18 protein-coding genes are annotated in these 18,389 nt (G+C 69.0%); 8 read left to right on the top strand and 10 right to left on the bottom strand.

Going from position 1 to position 18,389, the window contains the following annotated elements; genetic code table 11:
• Positions 1–1,434 (top strand): multidrug transporter subunit MdtD, encoded by a 1,434-nt coding sequence (mdtD, locus tag CY658_RS12040; protein ID WP_101490463.1) that lies wholly within the window; start codon positions 1–3, stop codon positions 1,432–1,434.
• Positions 1,435–1,440: 6 nt separating this feature from the next.
• Here mdtD and CY658_RS12035 read toward each other — a convergent pair whose 3' ends face one another.
• Both CY658_RS12035 and CY658_RS12030 read right to left on the bottom strand, forming a co-directional pair.
• Positions 1,441–2,589: an anhydro-N-acetylmuramic acid kinase gene (locus CY658_RS12035; RefSeq protein WP_101490462.1), complete on the bottom strand. Its 1,149-nt coding sequence runs from the start codon at positions 2,587–2,589 to the stop codon at positions 1,441–1,443.
• Between the two features lie 17 nt (positions 2,590–2,606).
• Positions 2,607–3,953 (bottom strand): M23 family metallopeptidase, encoded by a 1,347-nt coding sequence (locus CY658_RS12030; protein ID WP_101490461.1) that lies wholly within the window; start codon positions 3,951–3,953, stop codon positions 2,607–2,609.
• A gap of 159 nt (positions 3,954–4,112) precedes the next feature.
• Here CY658_RS12030 and tyrS point away from each other — a divergent pair, with 159 nt between their 5' ends.
• Positions 4,113–5,345: a tyrosine--tRNA ligase gene (tyrS, locus tag CY658_RS12025; protein ID WP_101490460.1), complete on the top strand. Its 1,233-nt coding sequence runs from the start codon at positions 4,113–4,115 to the stop codon at positions 5,343–5,345.
• Positions 5,346–5,398: 53 nt separating this feature from the next.
• On the opposite strand, the gene CY658_RS12020 is transcribed toward tyrS, so the two are convergent.
• Complete coding sequence (locus tag CY658_RS12020; protein ID WP_101490459.1) at positions 5,399–6,013, bottom strand: OmpA family protein; 615 nt, start codon at positions 6,011–6,013, stop codon at positions 5,399–5,401.
• 4 nt (positions 6,014–6,017) lie between these two features.
• Positions 6,018–6,509 (bottom strand): FecR family protein, encoded by a 492-nt coding sequence (locus CY658_RS12015; RefSeq protein ID WP_101490458.1) that lies wholly within the window; start codon positions 6,507–6,509, stop codon positions 6,018–6,020.
• 148 nt (positions 6,510–6,657) lie between these two features.
• Between CY658_RS12015 and CY658_RS12010 the strand changes: the two genes are divergently transcribed.
• Together CY658_RS12010 and dtd are read left to right on the top strand one after the other, a co-directional pair.
• On the top strand, positions 6,658–7,572 hold the full coding sequence (locus CY658_RS12010; protein ID WP_101490457.1) for a cation diffusion facilitator family transporter: 915 nt from the start codon (positions 6,658–6,660) through the stop codon (positions 7,570–7,572).
• A complete protein-coding gene (dtd, locus tag CY658_RS12005) occupies positions 7,569–8,012 on the top strand; it encodes a D-aminoacyl-tRNA deacylase (RefSeq protein WP_101490456.1) in 444 nt (147 codons plus the stop codon). The genes CY658_RS12010 and dtd overlap by 4 nt, the downstream gene beginning before the upstream one ends.
• Here dtd and CY658_RS12000 read toward each other — a convergent pair.
• From CY658_RS12000 to CY658_RS11990, 3 genes are read right to left on the bottom strand one after another with little or no spacing between them, the layout of a single operon-like run.
• The gene (locus CY658_RS12000) at positions 7,984–8,607 is read right to left on the bottom strand and encodes a class I SAM-dependent methyltransferase (protein WP_257884852.1); all 624 of its coding nucleotides are present in this window, start codon (positions 8,605–8,607) and stop codon (positions 7,984–7,986) included. The two genes, dtd and CY658_RS12000, sit on opposite strands and share 29 nt — an antisense overlap.
• Positions 8,608–8,621: 14 nt before the next feature.
• Positions 8,622–9,089 (bottom strand): rRNA maturation RNase YbeY, encoded by a 468-nt coding sequence (ybeY, locus tag CY658_RS11995; protein WP_095947949.1) that lies wholly within the window; start codon positions 9,087–9,089, stop codon positions 8,622–8,624.
• A 1-nt stretch (position 9,090) separates the two neighbouring features.
• The gene (locus tag CY658_RS11990; protein ID WP_180838937.1) at positions 9,091–10,041 is read right to left on the bottom strand and encodes a PhoH family protein; all 951 of its coding nucleotides are present in this window, start codon (positions 10,039–10,041) and stop codon (positions 9,091–9,093) included.
• 20 nt (positions 10,042–10,061) lie between these two features.
• Between CY658_RS11990 and ruvA the strand changes: the two genes are divergently transcribed.
• From ruvA to CY658_RS11970, 4 genes are all read left to right on the top strand, one after another.
• Positions 10,062–10,634 carry a Holliday junction branch migration protein RuvA gene (ruvA, locus tag CY658_RS11985; protein WP_101490454.1) on the top strand — a complete coding sequence of 191 codons (573 nt, stop codon included), beginning with the start codon at positions 10,062–10,064 and terminating at the stop codon, positions 10,632–10,634.
• A 27-nt stretch (positions 10,635–10,661) separates the two neighbouring features.
• On the top strand, positions 10,662–11,282 hold the full coding sequence (locus tag CY658_RS11980) for a hypothetical protein (protein ID WP_101490453.1): 621 nt from the start codon (positions 10,662–10,664) through the stop codon (positions 11,280–11,282).
• Complete coding sequence (locus tag CY658_RS11975) at positions 11,279–12,274, top strand: helix-turn-helix domain-containing protein (RefSeq protein WP_101490452.1); 996 nt, start codon at positions 11,279–11,281, stop codon at positions 12,272–12,274. Before CY658_RS11980 ends, CY658_RS11975 begins: the two co-directional genes overlap by 4 nt.
• Positions 12,275–12,393: 119 nt before the next feature.
• Positions 12,394–13,800: an aldehyde dehydrogenase family protein gene (locus CY658_RS11970; protein ID WP_219589594.1), complete on the top strand. Its 1,407-nt coding sequence runs from the start codon at positions 12,394–12,396 to the stop codon at positions 13,798–13,800.
• 37 nt (positions 13,801–13,837) lie between these two features.
• Here CY658_RS11970 and CY658_RS11965 read toward each other — a convergent pair whose 3' ends face one another.
• The 3 genes from CY658_RS11965 to CY658_RS11955 form a co-directional block, all read right to left on the bottom strand.
• A complete protein-coding gene (locus CY658_RS11965) occupies positions 13,838–14,992 on the bottom strand; it encodes a serine hydrolase domain-containing protein (protein ID WP_219589593.1) in 1,155 nt (384 codons plus the stop codon).
• Positions 14,989–17,298, bottom strand: coding sequence for a primary-amine oxidase (tynA, locus tag CY658_RS11960; protein WP_101490450.1), 2,310 nt, complete (start codon positions 17,296–17,298; stop codon positions 14,989–14,991). Before tynA ends, CY658_RS11965 begins: the two co-directional genes overlap by 4 nt.
• Positions 17,299–17,367: 69 nt before the next feature.
• Entirely contained in the window at positions 17,368–18,330 is a 963-nt protein-coding gene (locus tag CY658_RS11955) for a helix-turn-helix domain-containing protein (protein ID WP_101490449.1), read from the bottom strand.
• Between the last annotated feature and the right edge of the window lie 59 nt (positions 18,331–18,389).

The raw sequence follows: 18,389 nt of genomic DNA, 5'->3' as shown, positions 1-18,389 counted from the left end.
ATGAGCCCCGGAACCGCCGTCCCCGTCGATCCCTCCCGCAAGAGCCTGCTGTGGCTCGTGGCCGTCGGCTTTTTCATGCAGACGCTCGACGCCACCATCATCAACACCGCGCTGCCCGCGATGGCCGCCAGCCTGGGCGAGAGCCCGCTGCGCATGCAGTCGGTGGTGGTGGCCTACGCGCTCACGATGGCGATGCTGATCCCGGCCTCGGGCTGGATCGCCGACCGCTTCGGCACGCGGCGCATCTTCTTCTGCGCCATCGTGCTGTTCGCCGCCGGCTCGGTGCTGTGCGCGCTCTCGCAGGGGCTGGGGCAGCTTGTGGCGGCGCGGGTGGTGCAGGGCCTGGGCGGGGCGTTGCTGCTGCCTGTGGGGCGTTTGGCGCTGCTGCGCACGGTGCCGCGCGGCGAGTTCCTGCAGGCGATGAGCTTCGTGGCCATTCCGGGGCTCATCGGGCCGCTGCTGGGGCCCACGCTGGGTGGCTGGCTGGTGCAGTACGCCTCCTGGCACTGGATCTTCCTGATCAACGTGCCGGTGGGTCTGGCAGGCTGCATCGCCACGCTGCGCTACATGCCGGACCTGCGCGGCGCCATTCAAAAGCGCTTCGACAGCGTGGGCTACGCGCTGCTGGCCTTCGGCATGGTGGCGATCTCGCTGGCGGTCGATGGCGTCTCGGGGCTCGGGCTGCGCCAGGGCGGGGTGATGGCGGTGCTGATCTTCGGTTTCGCCGCCGTGGTCGCCTACTGGCTGCGCGCGGCGCGCACGCCCGAGCCGCTGTTCTCGCCCGCGCTGTTCGGCATTCCGACGCTGAGCATCGGCCTGTTGGGCAACCTGTTCTCGCGCCTGGGCAGCAGCTGCATGCCCTTCCTGGTGCCGCTGCTGCTGCAGGTGTCGATGGGTTATTCGCCGGTGCGCGCCGGGCTGATGATGCTGCCGGTGGCGCTGGCCGGCATGGCGATGAAGCGCTTTGCCACGCCGTTGATCACGCGCCACGGCTACCGCCGCGTGCTGGTGGCCAACACGGTGCTGGTCGGCTGCACCATGGCCAGCTTCGGCCTCACGGCGCCGGGGCAGCCGCTGGCGCTGCACCTGCTGCAGCTGCTGGTGTTCGGCGCGGTCAACTCGCTGCAGTTCACGGCGATGAACACGATCACCCTGAAGGACCTCGATGGCGGCATGGCCAGCAGCGGCAACAGCCTGCTGTCGATGGTGCAGATGCTGGCGATGAGCCTGGGCGTGGCCGCGGCGGGCGCGGTGCTGGCGGGTTACAACGGCGTGTTCGGCACGGCAACGCCAGTGCAGACGCTCGACGCGTTTCAGGCCACGTTCGCGACGATGGGGCTCATCACGGTGGCTTCTGCGCTGATCTTCTGGCATTTGCCCGCGGAAGTGCGGGCGGCGCAGCCCGCGCAGCCGGAAGTCTCCGGCCAGGGCTGACGGGTTTCAGGCGGGGTAGATCGCGCCGAGCACCCGCGCCCCGCGCGCGCCGGTCACGCTCGCGAGGTTGCCGGGTTCGCGCCGCACGGTGCGCCGGGCCAGCCACGCGAAGGCGGCTGCCTCGACCTGCTGGGGCGGCAGGCCGTGGTCAGACGACGCCTGCACCTGCACGCCGGGCAGCAGGGCGCGCAGGCGAGCCATGAGATGGTCGTTGAGCGCGCCGCCGCCGCAGACGATCAGCAAGATGCTCTCTTTTTGATAGCTGGTCAAAGCTGCCGCGCAGGTGCTCGCAGTCAGCTCAGCCAGCGTGGCCTGCACGTCAACAGGCGACCAGGTGGCCGTACCCAGATGGCCGGCCAGCCAGTCCGGATGGAATAAATCGCGCCCCGTGCTCTTCGGCGGCGCCTTGGCGAAATACGGTTCAGCCTGCAATCGGGCGAGCAGCTCGGGCAGCACGCGCCCGCTGGCCGCCCACTGGCCGCCCCGGTCGAAGGGCTGGCCGAGGTGGCGCTGGCACCAGTGGTCCATCAGCGCGTTGGCGGGGCCGCAATCGAAGCCCAGCAGGGGCGCAGTGCCCGCCGGCGCGTTCGTGGCGGGCAGCAGGCTCAGGTTGGAGATGCCGCCGAGGTTCAGCACCGCGACGGGCGCGTCGGGCCGGGCGAACAGCGCCTGGTGAAAGGCCGGCACCAGCGGGGCGCCCTGGCCGCCGGCCGCGAGGTCGCGGCTGCGGAAGTCGGCGACCACGTCGATGCCGCTCAGTTCGGCCAGCAGCGAGGGGTTGTTGATCTGCAGCGTGTAGCCGGTGCCGTCGAAGTCGAGCGGCCGGTGGCGCACGGTCTGGCCGTGGGCGCCGATGGCGGTGACGGCTTTCGGGGCGGTGCCGGTGCTGGCCAGCAGCTGCGCGACCACGTCGGCATACACCCGCGCCAGGCCGTTGCCGGCCAGGGCCGCGCGGTGCAGTTCGTTGTCGCCGGGGGTATTGAGCGCCATCAGCTCGGCGCGCAGCGGGGCGGGAAAGTCGGCGCTGGCGTGGCCGATCACCGCGAGGTGGCCGCTGTCGGAAAAATCGGCAATGACGCCGTCGACCCCGTCGAGCGAGGTGCCCGACATCAGGCCGATGAAGCGTTGCTGCGGCTGCTGCGGTGCGGCGGCCATGCCCAGGGGAGCGAGGCTCAGTCGGCGCTGGCCTGGATCACCGAGAAGGCGGCAGCCAGCTCGGTGCGGGCGCCCACGGCGATGCGTTCGAAGGCCGGACGCAGGGCCGCGGTGATCGGTGCGCCGCCTTCTTGCGCGATCGTGGTCGGGTCCTGGTAGGCCCCGCCGACGCGGTATTCGAAGTGCAGGTGCGGACCGGTGGCCCAGCCGGTCGAGCCGACGGCGCCGATGGTCTGGCCCTGGCTCACGCTCTCGCCGGCTTTTACGTTGATGCGGCTCAGGTGCGCGTAGGCCGTTTGCTGGTTGTTGCGGTGGTTGATGATGACGATGTTGCCGTAGCCGCTCTGCGTGCCGGCGAAGTCGACCGTGCCATCACCGACCGTGCGCACGGCGGTGCCCGTGGGCGCCGCGTAGTCGATGCCGTTGTGCTGGCGCCAGCTGTTCAAGATCGGGTGCATGCGCATCGCGAAGCCGCTGGACACGCGCGAGAACTCGACCGGCGTGGCCAGGTAGGCCTTGCGCAGGCTGTCGCCGTTCGGGCGGTAGTAGCTGCCCTTCTGGCCCGCGCCCGGGGGCTGGAACCAGACCGCCTGATGAATCTTGCCGTTGTTCTCGAACTCGGCCGAGAGCACGCGGCCGCTGCGCAGCGCCTGGCCGTCGGCTTCGAAGGTCTCGTAGACCACGGCGAAGCGGTCGCCCTTGCGCAGCGAGCGCACGTCGACGTCGCCCGCGAAGATGTCGGCCAGTTGGCTCGCCACGGCGTCGGGAATGCGCGAGTCGTCGGTGGCGGCGAACAGCGAGCTGCGGATGATGCCGCTGGCCAGGCGCGTGCCCGGCGTCAGCATGTCGCGCTCGGTGCGGGCGACAAAACCGGTGGGCGTGCGCTCGACGACAAAACGCTTGAAGCCGCCGTCGGCATCGGGAATCCAGCGGGCGCTGAGCTTCTCGAGCTGGTTTTCCTGCGTGGCTTCGGCCGTCACGGTGCGGCCCACGCGCGCGAACAGCGCCATGCGCGCTTCGGCGTTGCCGCGCACGAAGGCAGTGGCGGCGGGGTCGGAAATGCCCAGGCGCTTCATCAGCCCCTCGGCCGTGTCGCTCGAACGCGAGACGTCGGTGCGGAACAGCGTGAAGCTGAAGTTCTCGAGCGACGCCGACTGGTCGGCGAAAGACACCGGCGCGGTGGCTTCGAGCACTTGCTGGATGGGGAGGTCGGACGCGTCGGGACCGAGCGAGGCGACCGCGAGGGTGCCGGCGCTGAGCAGCATCGCAGCGATCGCCGCGGTGATCTGCTTGGGGTACGTCCGGAATGTATAGGCCACGCGAGAAGCGAGAAGCTCCTCGGCGGCAAGAATGCCGTTGATCAAACTGTGGATTCCAACTCAGGTTCTGCAGGTCCGTGCTGCAAGGCCCAGTGCGTTCAGGGCGGCAGGAGACGGTGCGGAAAAAAGCGCCGCTTAGAATCCGGCGCTTGAAAGTCGGGCTGAGTATAGCTTCGGCCACCGGAAAAACCGCCAAAAAAGCCCATGAACGCCGAATCTGTTACATCCACCAGCCTCTCGGATGGTGTAAGACAAGCCCTCGAAATATCCCTCCGCGGCGCTGACGAACTGCTGCCGCAGGACGAATGGGTGAAGAAGCTCCAGAAGGCGGAAGCCTCCGGCAAGCCGCTGCGCATCAAGCTGGGCCTGGACCCGACCGCACCGGATATTCATATCGGACACACGGTGGTGCTCAACAAGATGCGCCAGCTCCAGGACCTGGGGCACCGCGTGATCTTCCTGATCGGCGACTTCACCTCGCTGATCGGCGACCCCTCCGGCCGCAACAGCACCCGCCCGCCGCTCACGGCCGAACAGATCCGCGCCAACGCCGAGACCTACTTCGCCCAGGCCAAGCTGGTGCTGGACGAGTCGAAGACCGAGATCCGCTACAACTCGGAGTGGAGCGACCCGCTGGGCGCGCGCGGCATGATCCAGCTGGCGGCCAAGTACACGGTGGCGCGCATGATGGAGCGCGACGACTTCAACAAGCGCTTCAAGGCCGGCCAGTCGATCTCGGTGCACGAGTTCCTGTACCCGCTGATGCAGGGCTACGACTCGGTGGCGCTCGAAAGCGACCTCGAACTGGGCGGCACGGACCAGAAGTTCAACCTGCTCGTCGGCCGTCATCTCCAGCAGGAATACGGCCAGGAGCCGCAGTGCATACTCACTATGCCGCTGCTCGAAGGGCTCGACGGCGTCGAGAAGATGTCCAAGAGCAAGGGCAACTACATCGGCATCAGCGAAGACGCCAACAGCATGTTCGCCAAGGTGCTGTCGATCTCCGACACGCTGATGTGGCGCTGGTACACGCTGCTGAGCTTCCAGTCGGTGGCGCAGATCGAGGCGCTCAAGGCCGAGATCGCCGGTGGCCGCAACCCGAAGGACGCCAAGGTCGCGCTGGCCAAGGAAATCACCGCGCGCTTCCACAGCGCGGCGGCGGCCGAGGCGGCGGAGCAGGACTTCATCAATCGCAGCAAGGGCGGCGTGCCCGACGAGATTCCCGAGGTGGCGCTGAGCGGTGCCCCGCTGGGCATCGGCCAGCTGCTCAAGCAGGCCAACCTGGCGTCGTCGTCGGGAGAGGGCAACCGCCTGATCGACGGCGGCGGCGTGCGGGTCGATTCGGTCGTGGTGTCCGACAAGGGCCTGAAACTGCCTGCGGGCAGTTATGTAGTGCAGGTCGGCAAGCGCAAATTTGCGCGGGTGACCCTGAGCTGATCGACAAAAAAGGCCCCTCGGGGCCTTTTTCAATGGGGGTCAGCAGCGCGGGGTCAGCGGACCTCGATGGTCACGCGCCGGTTGCGCGGCTCGTCCACGTCGTCGGCGGTCGGCACGGCCAGGTCGCGTTCGCCGCGGCCCACGGCCTCGATGCGGGCCGCCGGGAACTGGCGCTCCACGAAGAGCTGGGCCACTTCCTGTGCGCGGCGGCGCGACAGCTGGTCGTTCTGCTCGCCGGCACCCTTGGTGTCGGTGTGGCCGGTCACCACGATGTCGCCGCCGCTGCGGGCCAGCGCGGCGGTCAGGGCCTCCGTCATGATCTGCTGCGACGCCGCCGTGAGCGTGGCCGTGCCCACCTCGAAGAACACCGTGTAGCGCTGAGGAGGCGGCGGGCGCATGTCGAACAGGGGCTTGTTCTCGGCCTGGACCTTGGCCGCGTCGGCCTGGTCGACCACCGGTGCACCGCTCTTGCCCACTGCGGCCGTGGCGCGCTGGTAGGGCTTGGAGAGCACTTCTTCGCCGTCCTTGGCGCGCACCACCACGGCGGAGGGCGCGCCGTCAGCCTGGGGCAGCAGCACCACGCGCGTGCCCGGCGTGGAGCAGGCGGCTAGCAACAGGGCGACCGTGGTCGCAAGAAGAAGGGAGGAGCGGCGTAACAGTGTCTGCATCTTTTCAGGGTTGGCCGTCGGTCTGCACGATGAAGTCCGTGCCCCGAATGCCGATGGTGGCGGTCTGGGTTTCGACGCGCACGGCGTCGGGATTGGTCTTGCCGATGAGGCCGGTGATCATGCGCATCGAGCCGCGCAACAGCGACACGAGCATGCCGCCGTCGCGGGTGGTGCCGTCGAAGTGGAATTCCTTGAGGTCCATGCGCGAGGACGGGCCGACCATCAGCGTGGTGTTGTCGCGCAGCACGACGGCCGCCGACGAATCCGGGCCGGTCACGATGCGATCGACCGCGCCCAGCGCGTCGCCGGGGGCTGCGTTGCGCGTGGCGCCGGCGCCGTCGAGCAGCTGGACGCTGCCGCGCACCGACTTCACGAACCCGGCCTGCTGGGGCGCTGCTGCGGCTGCGGGCGCCGCAGCGGGTGCCTGGGCCTGGGCCAGGGTGGCTGCGCCGACGATGGCGAGCCCGAGGGCGGCGGTCAAAAAGTTCTTCATCATTTGCCTCTCTGTGACTGATTGCTTCGCAATGAGCGCAAATATTAAGGCGAAGGCGTTACATATGGTCACGCGGCTGATAATTCAGCCGATTCCTGCGACGTAATGCCCGCCCGCACAGGCCCTTTTTACCTGATCTTGTTCTTTCTGCATGACGTTGACCCCTAAAACGCTGCTTCGCGTCTCTGTCGGCGTGGCCCTGCTCACCATCCTCCTGAAGGGCTGGGCCGGCTACCTGACGAACTCGATGGGCCTGATCTCCGACGCCATGGAATCGTGCGTCAACCTCGCGAGCGCCATGTTCGCGCTGGCCATGGTGACCATCGCCGAGCGCCCGGCCGACGCGGACCATCCCTACGGCCACCACAAGGCCGAGTACTTCTCGTCGGGCTTCGAGGGCCTGCTGATCGTGGGCGCCGCCATCGCCATCCTCTGGGTGTCGGTGCTGCGGCTGATGGCGCCGCAACCGCTCGAGCAGCTGGGTTGGGGCCTGGCGCTGTCGGTGCTCAGTTCGTGCTTCAACGCGGCGCTGGCGTTGGCGCTGTTCCGCGCGGCGCGCGCGCACCGCTCCATCGCGCTGGAGGCCGACGGGCGCCACCTGATGACCGACGTCTGGACCTCGGTCGGCGTGCTGGTCGGCATCGTGGCCGTGCATTTCAGCGGCTGGCTCTGGCTCGACCCGCTGATCGCCATCGGCGTGGCGCTCAACATCGTGCGCGAGGGCTTCAAGCTCGTGTGGCGCTCGTCGCAAGGCCTCATGGACGAGGCGCTCGATGCCGAGACGCTCGCCACCGTGCGCGCCACGCTCGACGCCTTCGCCGCAAACCATGCCGAGGGCGACCGGCTGCGCTTCGACGACATGGTGACGCGCGGCGCCGGCCAGCGCCGCTTTGCCGACCTGCACATGCACGTGCCCGGCGACTGGACCCTGCAGCGGGCCGCCAACCTGCGCGACGAACTGGAACAGTCGCTCATGGACGCCGTGCCCGGCCTGCGCGTGACCATCCAACTGCTGCCGCTCACCATGGAAGCGCGCGCCACCCGACTCGAGGACCACCATTCATGAAAGCCGTGCTCCAGCGCGTGGCGCACGCGCGCGTCGACATCGCAGGCCAGACCGTCGGCGCCATCGAGGCCGGCCTGCTGGTGCTGCTGTGCGCCGAACGCGGCGACGTCGACAGCGTGGCCGACCGCCTGCTCGCCAAGATCCTCAAGCTGCGCATCTTCTCGGACGAGGCCGGCAAGATGAACCGCAGCGTGCAGGACATCGGCGGCGGCCTGCTGGTCGTGAGCCAGTTCACGCTGGCCGCCGACGTGAGCGGCGGCAACCGCCCCAGCTTCACGCTCGCAGCGCCGCCCGACGAAGGCCGGCGGCTCTACGACTACTTCGTGGCGCAGGCGCGCGGGGCGCACCCCGTGGTGGCGACTGGCGAATTCGGCGCCGACATGCAGGTGCACCTGCTGAACGACGGGCCGGTCACGATCCCGCTGCAGATGACGGCGTGAACGGCGCAGGGCGCAGCACGGCCTCCCACGCCACCTTGGGTTCGTCGTAGCGCAGCACGCGCACTTCTTCGAGGTGCTGCAGCGCCCAACCGTCGGCAAACAGTCGCTCGACTGCTGCGCGATCGAAGAAGCGCTTGGGGATGCCGTCCACCGTGTAGAAGAAATCTTCATCGCGCTCGCTGGCCGACGGGCCGCGCGCGCCGTGGTGCAGGTCGTTGACCGAGTTGAGGCGGCACAGCAGCACGCCGTCCGGCCGCAGCACGCGGTGGATGCGCTGCACCAGCGCCAGCGTCTCGTCCCACGCGAAGTAGTGCAGCGACAGGCTCGCAAGCACGGCGCCGACCGTGGCGCCCTGCGCCAGTGGCCACGCCTCGCGGAAATCGCCGCAGTGGAACTCGGCGCCCACCGGCACGCGTTGCCGCGCCTGCGCCAAGGCGTCGGACGACAACTCGATCGCCACCACGTCCAAGCCGGCTTCGACCAGCGTGGCGGTGTCGCGACCGGCTGCACATCCCAGTTCGAGCACCGGCCCCTCGCCGGCGCATTCGCGCAGCAGCGGCAGCCAGCGCGGCAACCAGGGATCGGTGTCCTGCACTGCCGCGGCCCCTGTCAGCGCCCGTACGGGCTGCGAATGCCCAGGCCCGCGAGGATCTCGATTTCGTACGCTTCCATCTCGTCCGCGTCGGCGTCGCTCGTCTCGTGGTCCCAGCCCTGCGCGTGCAGCGTGCCGTGCACCAGCAGGTGCGCGTAGTGCGCGGCGAGGGTCTTACGGTTTTCCTTGGCCTCGCGTGCCACCACGGGCGCGCACAGCACCAGGTCGGCCATCACGACCGGGCCTTGCGCATAGTCGAAGGTGAGCACGTTGGTGGCGTAGTCCTTGCCGCGGAACTCGCGGTTCAGGCGCTGGCCTTCTTCGGCATCGACGATGCGCACGGTGATCTCGCCGTCGATGTCGAGTGCGTGGCGAATCCAGCGGTTCACGCTGTGGCGCGGCAGCGCGGCGCGGTGGCGCTCCACGCCCTTGAAGCGGCCGAACTGCAGCGACAGCGACAGGGCGGGAAGCAACGAGGCCGCCATCTCAGTGGCCTCCCGCGCGCTTGCGCTGGCCGTCGTAGGCATCGACGATCTTCGCCACCAGCGGGTGGCGCACCACGTCCGCGCTCGTGAAGTGCGTGATGGCGATGCCGGACACGCGCTTGAGCACGCGCTCGGCGTCGATCAGGCCGCTCAACTGCTGCTTGGGCAGGTCGATCTGGCTCACGTCGCCCGTCACCACCGCCTTGGCGCCGAAGCCGATGCGCGTGAGGAACATCTTCATCTGTTCCACCGAGGTGTTCTGCGCCTCGTCGAGGATCACGAAGGCGTTGTTCAGCGTGCGCCCGCGCATGAAGGCCAGCGGCGCGATCTCGAGCACGTTGCGCTCGAAGGCCTTCTGCACCTTCTCGTAGCCCATGAGGTCGTACAGCGCGTCGTACAGCGGGCGCAGGTAGGGGTCGACCTTCTGCGTCAGGTCGCCCGGCAGAAAGCCCAGGCGCTCGCCCGCTTCGACGGCCGGGCGCGTGAGCACGATGCGCTGCACCGCCGCGCGCTCCAGCGCATCGACCGCGCAGGCCACCGCCAGGTAGGTCTTGCCGGTGCCGGCCGGGCCGATGCCGAAGGTGATGTCGTGCTTGGCGATGTTGTCCAGGTACAGCGCCTGCGTGGGCGTGCGCGCGCGCAGGTCGGCGCGGCGCGTGACGAGCATGGCCGCGTCCTCGTCGCTCATCGAGCCGTCGCCGGCCAGCGTGAGCTGCACCACGGCCGGGTCGATGGCGCGCTGGGCGATCTCGTACAGCGCCTGCAGCACGTCCATGGCCCGCTGCGCGGTGGCCTTGGGGCCGTCGACCTTGAACTGCTCGTGGCGGTGCGCGATCTTCACGCCCAGGGCGTCCTCGATGCGGCGCAGATGCGCGTCCAGCGGGCCGCACAGGTGGCCGAGGCGCGAATTGTTCAGGGGGGTAAAGGTGTGTCGCAGAATCACGCCGGACATTTCAAGGAAAAAGGGCACCCATGATAGGCAAACTGACCGGCACGCTGGCAGAGCGGAATCCCCCGCAGGTGGTGGTGGACTGCAACGGCGTCGGCTATGAGGTCGATGTGCCGATGAGCACGTTCTACAACCTGCCGAACGTCGGCGCGAAGGTGTCGCTGCTCACGCACTTCGTCGTGCGCGAAGACGCGCAGATTCTCTACGGCTTCGGCACCGCCGAGGAGCGGGCGGCCTTCCGCCAGCTCATCAAGATCACCGGCGTGGGCCCGCGCACCGCGCTGGGCCTGCTCTCGGGCATGAGCGTGGGCGAGCTGGCGCAGGCCATCACCACGCAGGAGCTGGGCCGGCTCGTGAAGATCCCGGGCATCGGCAAGAAGACCGCCGAGCGGCTGCTGCTGGAGCTCAAGGGCAAGCTGGGCGCCGACATCGGCCTGCCGGCGCATGCCGCGTCCGACGCGCAGGCCGACATCCTGCAGGCGCTGGTGGCGCTGGGCTACAGCGACAAGGAAGCCGCGCTCGCGCTGAAGGCGCTGCCGAACGATGCGAGCGTGAGCGACGGCATCAAGATGGCACTGAAAGCCCTGGCGAAGTAACCGCGGGCCATCGAAGGCAGGCACGACATGCCGAACTGCGACTTCTACGCCACGCCCGAAGACCACGAGGGCGTGCTCACGTGGCTGCTGGCCGAAGGCAGCTGCGAGGTCCATGAACTGGGCTCCGACTTCGGTCAGCCCCTGAAACGCTTCCATTCGGCCGCCGAGGTGCTGGCGCAGTTCGAGCGGCGCTACCCCAATGGCAGGAAGTGGCGCGCGGTGCACCTGCAGCTTTACGTGCGCGGGGCAGGGCCGCCTTTTGCGCCTCGCCGCGTGGCGCTCGACCCGAAGGCCTGCGATGGCGCCACCTTCCGCTATAGCGCCGACGGCTGGGGCCTGGTGCAGTTGTACCTGGCCGCGCTGTCGGAGGGCGACGCGCGGCTCGAGGACTCCCACACCAACCACAACACACTGAAGCGTGCCCAGGCCTGGTCGGGCACGGTGAGCGAGATGGGCGACGTCGGCGCCTGGGACTTCGGCAAGATCACCGCCTTCTCGTCGCGCCTGAACCGCGAGATCCGCAAGCAGGGCGTGGCAAAGATCGGCAGCCGAGCCATACTGCCGGGCGCGCTCACGCTGTGGAAGTCCGGGGTGGCCCTGGGCCCCTGGAAGCCCGGCGAGCATGTGTTGCAAGGAGACACCCCGTGAGCGCTTCCTCTTTCGCCCCGCTGCCTGCAAGCATGACCGGCGGCCCCCTCACGCCGCTGATGCGCGCCGAGATGCCGTTCGAGCTCGTCGGCCCGCGCCTGCAGGCCGTGTGCGGCAACTTCACGCCCGTGCCCATGCCGCGCCAGCAGACCGTGTCGGGCGGCATCGAGGTGCGGCGCGCCGGCGGGGTCGATGTGGCGCTCATCGGCCAGAACCTGCAGCGCGTGCACCGCGATGCGCAGGCGATCCGGCGCGACGACCGCGAACATTTCTTTCTCGTGTTCCAAGATCACGGCGGTGCACTCATGTGCCAGGGCGCGCAGCAGATCGCGGTGCAGGCCGGCGACATCGTGCTGATCGATTCGGCGCGGCCCTCGGAATTCGTCTACGACGGCGCCAGCTCGCAGCAGGTGTCGGTGCACCTGCCGCGCGCCGACATGCTCGCGCGCTTCGGCCCCACGCTGCAGGGCGGCGTGTGCGTGCGGCGCGGCGACGCGCTGGGCTTTGCGATGCGCGCCATCCTGGCGCGCATGCTCGACAGCGGGCAGTCCGACGACGACCACCTCGTGGAGGCCTTTCTCGGCGTGTTCGGCTCGGTGCTGGTCGAGCGCGCGCGGCAGGCGCCCGCGCTGCTGTCGCGCAATGCCGGCGAGGGCGTGCTGCGCCGCGCGATGGACCATGTGGCGCTGCAGTTCCACGACCCGGCCTTTCACGCGGGCGAACTGGCGCGGCACCTGGGCGTGTCGCCGCGGCTGCTGCAGCGGGCCTTCGAGGCACTGGGCGTTTCGCCGAGCCGCCACATCCTCGACACCCGGCTGGCGGCGGCACGCGCCGCGCTCGATGCCGCAGCCCGCCGCGGCGGGCCTGCGCCGGCCATCGCCGAGGTCGCCTACGACTGCGGCTTCAACGACCTGTCGTTCTTCTACCGCGAGTTCCGCAAGCGCCACGGCGTGCCGCCGGGGCGTCTGGCGCTTGGACCACTGACGCACTGACGCCTGAGTCCATTCGCTGACGTCTGGCTCCAAGACGCCGGCCCCTGCTTTTCCTACATTGACCTGGCGCGCCCGCCCTGCGGCGGCGCGTTCCAGCGTCAACCTACAAGGACAAAGCAATGCAAGAGACAAGAATGACGATCGGCGGTCGCGCAGTGCCAGGCACGGCTTCCTTCGAAGTGCGCAACCCCGCCAACGGCCAGGTGATCGGCACCGCGCCGAACGGTTCGCGCGACGACCTCGCCGCCGCCGTGGCCGCCGCGCAGAAAGCCTTCACGAGCTGGTCGCGCAAGTCCGACGACGAACTGGCCGCCGCCTGCCGCGCCGTGACCGAGAAGATCGGCGCGCACGCCGAAGAGCTGGCGCGCCTGCTCACGCTGGAGCAGGGCAAGCCGCTCAACGGCCTGGGTTCGCGCTGGGAGCTGGGCGGCGCCGCGGCCTGGGCCGGCGCCACGGCGGCGCTGTCGCTGCCGCCGCGCGTGCTGCAGGACAACGCGCAGGGCCACGTCGAGATCTTCCGCAAGCCCGTGGGCGTGGTCGGATCGATCACGCCGTGGAATTTTCCCGTGCTGATCGCCGTGTGGCACGTGCTGCCGGCGCTGCGCACGGGCAACACGGTCGTCATCAAGCCCTCGCCGTACACGCCGTTGGCCACGCTGCGCTTTGTCGAGCTGCTCAACGAGGTGCTGCCCGAAGGCGTGGTCAACAGCGTGAGCTGCGACGACCGCACCTCGAACCTCGGCGCTGACATGGCGAGCGACCCCGTCATCCGCAAGATCGTGTTCACCGGCTCCTGCGCCACCGGCAAGAAGGTGATGCAGTCGGCCGCCAGCACCATGAAGCGGCTCACGCTCGAACTCGGCGGCAACGACGCCGGCATCGTGCTGCCCGACGCCGACCCCAAGGCCATCGCCGAAGGCCTGTTCTGGGGCGCGTTCCTCAACAACGGCCAGACCTGCGCGGCCATGAAGCGGCTGTACGTGCATGCGAGCATTCACGACGACGTGTGCGAGCACCTCGCAGCCTTTGCCAAGCAGGTGCCGATGGGCGAGGGCATGGACGAGAAGAACGTGCTCGGCCCGGTGCAGAACCGCATGCAGTTCGACAAGGTCGCGCGCCTCGTGGCCGATGCCAAGACCAAGGGCCAGCTGCTCACCGGCGGCGAGCCCGGCGAGGGCCTGTTCTTCCCCGCGACGATCGTTGCGGGCCTGAAGAACGGCGATGCGCTGGTCGACGAAGAACAGTTCGGTCCCGCGCTGCCCATCATTCGCTACACCGACGTCGAAGAAGCGATCCGCGCCGCCAACGACAGCGAGAACGGCCTCGGCGGTTCCGTGTGGTCGAAGGACATCGAACACGCCAAGCGCATCGCGTCACGCCTGGAGTGCGGCTCGGTGTGGATCAACAAGCACGGCGCCATCCAGCCCAACGCGCCCTTCGGCGGCGTGAAGGCCTCGGGGCTCGGCGTGGAGTTCGCGGAAGAAGGGCTGAAGGAGTACACCGACGCGCAGGTGATCTTCTCCTGACGCCCTGTTGAGCGTGGCATGCGCCACGCTCAACAGGCTAGGTGCGCAGCGCGGCGGTCAGTGCGCCGAGCAGCGCATCTGTCTCGACCAGGCTCGGTGGATGGATCGGCGCCGGCCACGTGCTGTGGAGCGCGACCACGAGCCGTTCCTTCGGATGGATGTAGATCTGCTGGCCGAAGATGCCGAGCGCGGCGAACAGGCCGCCGTCGAGCTCGGGCAGTGCCTTCGCGCCGGTCGGGAAGGTCCACCACTGGTAGCCGTACCCCATCGGTTCGAAGCCCGCGAGCGTGCCGGGCGCGAGGTGGCTGGCCGCATCGACGCGCGTGGCGTCGGCCACCCAGCCGTCGGGCAGCACCTGCTGGCCGCCGGCCACGCCGCCGCCGAGCACGAACAGGCCGAAGCGCCCGAAGTCGCGCAGCGTGGCGTTCACGCCGCTGCCGGTGAACTCCTGGCCATCGACCGCATCGAGCTGCCAGTAGGCATCGGCCTCCATGCCGAAGGGCGCCCAGATTTTTTGCGAGAGGTAGTCGCTGATCGGCCGGCGGATCGCGCTGGCCAAAATCTCGCCGACGAGGCAGGTCTCGCCGGTGCTGTAGTTGAAGCGCGTGCCCGCCGGTGCCACGCGCGGGCGCTGCGCCATGAACTTCAACACCGCACCCTTTTCCTGCGTGAGCTGAACACGAAGCAGCTGCCGCCGGTCGGAGTCGGCATCGAGGTAGTCCTCGTTCCAGGCCACGCCCGAGCTCATTTGCAGCACCTGCTTCACCGTGACTTCGTCATACGCCGAGCCGCGCAGCGCGGGCAGGTAGCGCACGACCGGGTCGTCGAGGCTGGCGATGTGACCATCTTTCACAGCCGCGCCGACCAGCGTGGAGGTCAGCGATTTCGCGACCGAGAACGACAGCCACTTCGTCGCCGCGCCGTTGCCCATGGCGTAGCGCTCGAGCACGACGTGCCCGTCCTTGAGCACCAGCAGCCCGGCTGTGTGGTTGCGCGCCATGAAGCCATCGACGCCGAAGCGCTGCGCATCGACGGGCCTGCCCTCCGGCAGCGGATGCACGTGCGTGCCGCGCCGGATCGCGCGCGTCGCGTAGAGCCGGTCCATGTGGCGGTAGGTCGGCGCCTGCAGCGCGGGCGGCAGCGTCATCAGGTTGTCGTAGCGGCCGATGGCCGCGTCGTTCGCTGCTGTCATTTCGCAGCCGGCCGGTTCAGCCCCAGCGTCGGCGTCTCGTCGAAGAAGTTCCACGGTTTGAGCAGCGCATGCACCCACTCGGTCGGCATGATCGGCCACTCCTCGGCGCGCGCGACGTGCGTGGTGCCGGTGGTGAGCCACACCACGTTGTCGGTGTTCACGATCTCCTGGTTGTCGGCCGTGAACTGGCCCAGGCCGGTGTCCTTGTTCGAGCGGTTCGGGTACTTGCCTTCAGGGAACAGTTCTTCGGGGTCGTAGCGCGTCACCCAGAGCTGGCGGTCCATGAAGCTCAGGCGGTGGTTGATCCACTCGTCCTTCGCGAAGTTCGCGCCCTTGGCAATCGGGTGCGTGCCGCCCGCGTACGGCACCAGCTGGTACGACACCGGGTTGCCGACCTTGTTGTTGCGCGACGGGTTGCTCAGCAGGCGGATGGTCGAGGGGTCGAACTTCTGCGCCGCCTGCTGCTCGGTGCGCACCGTGCGCTGCACCGTCTGCATGGTGCTGGTGCGCGGGCCGCCGCGCGTGTTGGGCAGCACCACGGGGTCGACCTCGGTGAGCGTGTTCTGCTCGCCGTCCACATCGAGGTCGAGGCGGAAGTTGTAGATGTGCTGGTGCGTGGTGCCGACGATGTGGTGGTCCAGCAGCGTGCCGTAGCGCGTGTCTTCGGCGGCCGTCGGGTCCTGCATGGTGCGCGCCTTCACGCCCTTGACGGCCTCGATGCCGGTGGCGCCGGCGTGGATGCCGATGGTGCCGTTCTCGGCGAACACCCAGTCGAACAGGTAGTCGTAGTTGCCCACCGTGCTGATCCAGCGCACCACCAGCTCGCGCCGCTCGGTGCTGATGTTGGGCTTGCCCATTTCCTGGTGCTTGAACTCGGGGTCGGCATAGCGTTCGAAGACGGCGATGGCGCGCGGCACCTTGGTGGGGGCGCCGGTGTAGTCGGCCAGCGTGGCGTCCAGCAGCACGGCGTTCTGCGGCGCGTCTTTGTTCGGCTCGATGGGCGAGGTGAGCGTGCCCATGCCGTACTCGCCCGAGTCGAGGTACGCCTTGAAGTACCAGCCGGTGTCGGGGTCGCCGTAGGGCACGATCATGCCGCCCAGCGAGCCTTCGTACATCACCTTGCGCTTGGTGCCCTTGTCGTTGTACGTGACGGTGGACAGCACGAGGCCCACGCGCGAGTCGAGCCGCACATGGAAGTCCCAGTTGCGCCAGTGCATCGTGTGGCCGGTGATCGTGTAGTTCTTGCCCTCGGGCTCGGTGATCTCCAGCGGCTTGGGCGCGGGCGTGGCCGCGCGGTCGCGCCCGTCGTAGGGCGTGGGCTTGAGCGGCACGGGCACCAGGCCGCCGTCCTCGATCTTGATGACCTTCTTCTGTTCGAGGTCGACCACCGCCACCAGCCCCTCGATGGGGTGGGCCCAGTAGTTGCCGTCGCCCACGTCCAGGTAGCTCACCACCTTCAGCAAGCGGTCTTCCTGGCGCAGCGAATCCTTGCCGTCGAAGTAGCCCACGGTGAGCGGCGTGGCGACCACTTTTTTCACGTCGTCGATGCCGCGCGTGGCGAGCGCACGGGCGTAGTCGGGGCTGGCCTCGATGGCGGTCTGCACGGTGGCGAAGTCGTCCAGCAGCACCATGCCGTGCGCGCCCTCGATGGGCTTCCACGCGGTGAGCGTGCGCGCCGCGAGATCGACCGTGCCCTCGATGACCTTCTTGCCGTCGAGCGCCACGAACGCCGCCTGGCGCGGCGCGCGCACGGGCTGGCCGGTGAGCGCGAAGTTCCAGACCTCGTCCTTGGGCGGGCGCTTCACGCTGATCTCGGTGAAGCGCAGGCCGGTCTTGTAGCGCCCCGAGGCCTTGAGCACCGCGAGTGCAGTCTGGATCTCGGCCTCGGTGAGCGGGTTCAGCGGGTTGGGCACGCGCTCGACCACGAAGGTGGTGTCCAGGCTGGACTGGAACACCTGGTTCACGAAATCGTGCGGCACGTAGGCCGCGCCCTTGCGCATCGTCACGGGCACGTCGAGCTGCATCGGCTGGCCGTTGACCAGCGCCGTCTTCGAGCCGGGCTTCAGGCGCACCAGCGTGCCGTTGCGCGCCACGGTGAACACGTTGGCAAAGCTGTCCCAGCGCAGCGTGCCGCCGAAGTCTTCCACCGTTTTCTTGAGCGGCACCATGTGGGCCGCGCCGCCGTGGGCCCGGGCCGGCTCAGTGCTCAGGGTGCCCAGGGCGAGCGCCAAAGCGGTGGCCAGGGCGGTGCCCAGGAGACGCCGCGCGGCCCCGCGGACCGGCGTTCGGTGGAAACTGCTGCGCATGGCTGCATCCTTCTTCGCGTGTTGTGGTGGACAACCGCGAAGTTAAGAGCGCTGCCGGCGCAGGCGTTATCAAGATTTGGCAAACCATCGCGCGCGCGTGGCCGATGGCAGTTCGCCGAACAGGCGCGCGTAGTCGATGGCAAAGCGCGACAGGTGCCAGAAGCCCCAGCGCGCGGCGATGTCGCCGATGGTGTCGCCGCGGCAGGCCTGCATCTCGCAGCGCACGCGGTTCAGGCGCATCACGCGCAGGTAGGTGACGGGGCTCAGGTGCAGCACGTCCTCGAAGGCGTACTGCAGCGAGCGGCGCGACACGCCCGTGGCCGCGCACAGGTCGGGCACGCTGATGGGCTCGTCGGCGTGCGCCTGCATGTACTCGCGCGCCTTCGCCACGATGTGGCGGCGCGCCGCCGAGCTGGCGGGCAGCCGGGCCTCGAAGGCCTCCGAGCCCATGCACTGCAGCACCGCGTCGGCCAGCGACAGCGACAGCATGTGGCGCGCGGCCGGCTGCTCCAGCTGCGCGAGGTTGTCGCGCGCCAGCGACAGGGCGGCGCCCAGCAGGCGGGTGAAAGCGGTCTCGTCGAAGCCGGGGTGCTGCACCGGCGCGGGCACCGGCATGCGCAGCGCGAAGTCGGGGCCGAACAGCGTGGCGGCCAGGTCGGCCAGCGGCTCGGTGTCGACGCACACGGCCATCAGGTCCATGCCGGCACCGGCCAGCAGCTCGAACTCGCGCTGCGGCGACAGCGCAATGAGCCGCCGCCCGTCCAGGTCATGGCCGCAGTACCAGCTGCCCGGGGCCGTCACGTCGATCACGGCCAGGCACAGCGCGCCCGGTCGGCCGAGGCCGTGCTGCAGCACTGTCTGGTTGGCGTGTTCGTGGAACACCTGCACGAAATCCAGGTGCAGGTCTTCGGACAGCCCCTCGAAGCGGCCGTTCGACAGCTGCTCGTAGTGCTGCTTCCAGCTGCCCACGCCCGAGGCTTGGGCCTGGGCTTCGGCGGTGAGTTGTCGGCTGAAATGAAGAAGCTCGGTCATGGTGCGCGCTGGCGCAGTTGCCATCGCCCAGCCGATGAGCAGAAACCGTGCCTGTCAGC

It is taken from the genome of Variovorax sp. RO1 (genome assembly GCF_002849325.1).
Classification (GTDB): Bacteria; Pseudomonadota; Gammaproteobacteria; order Burkholderiales; family Burkholderiaceae_C; genus Variovorax.
The sequence above is the reverse complement of the archived record's forward strand: the minus strand, read 5'-3'. Positions and strand labels throughout refer to the sequence as shown.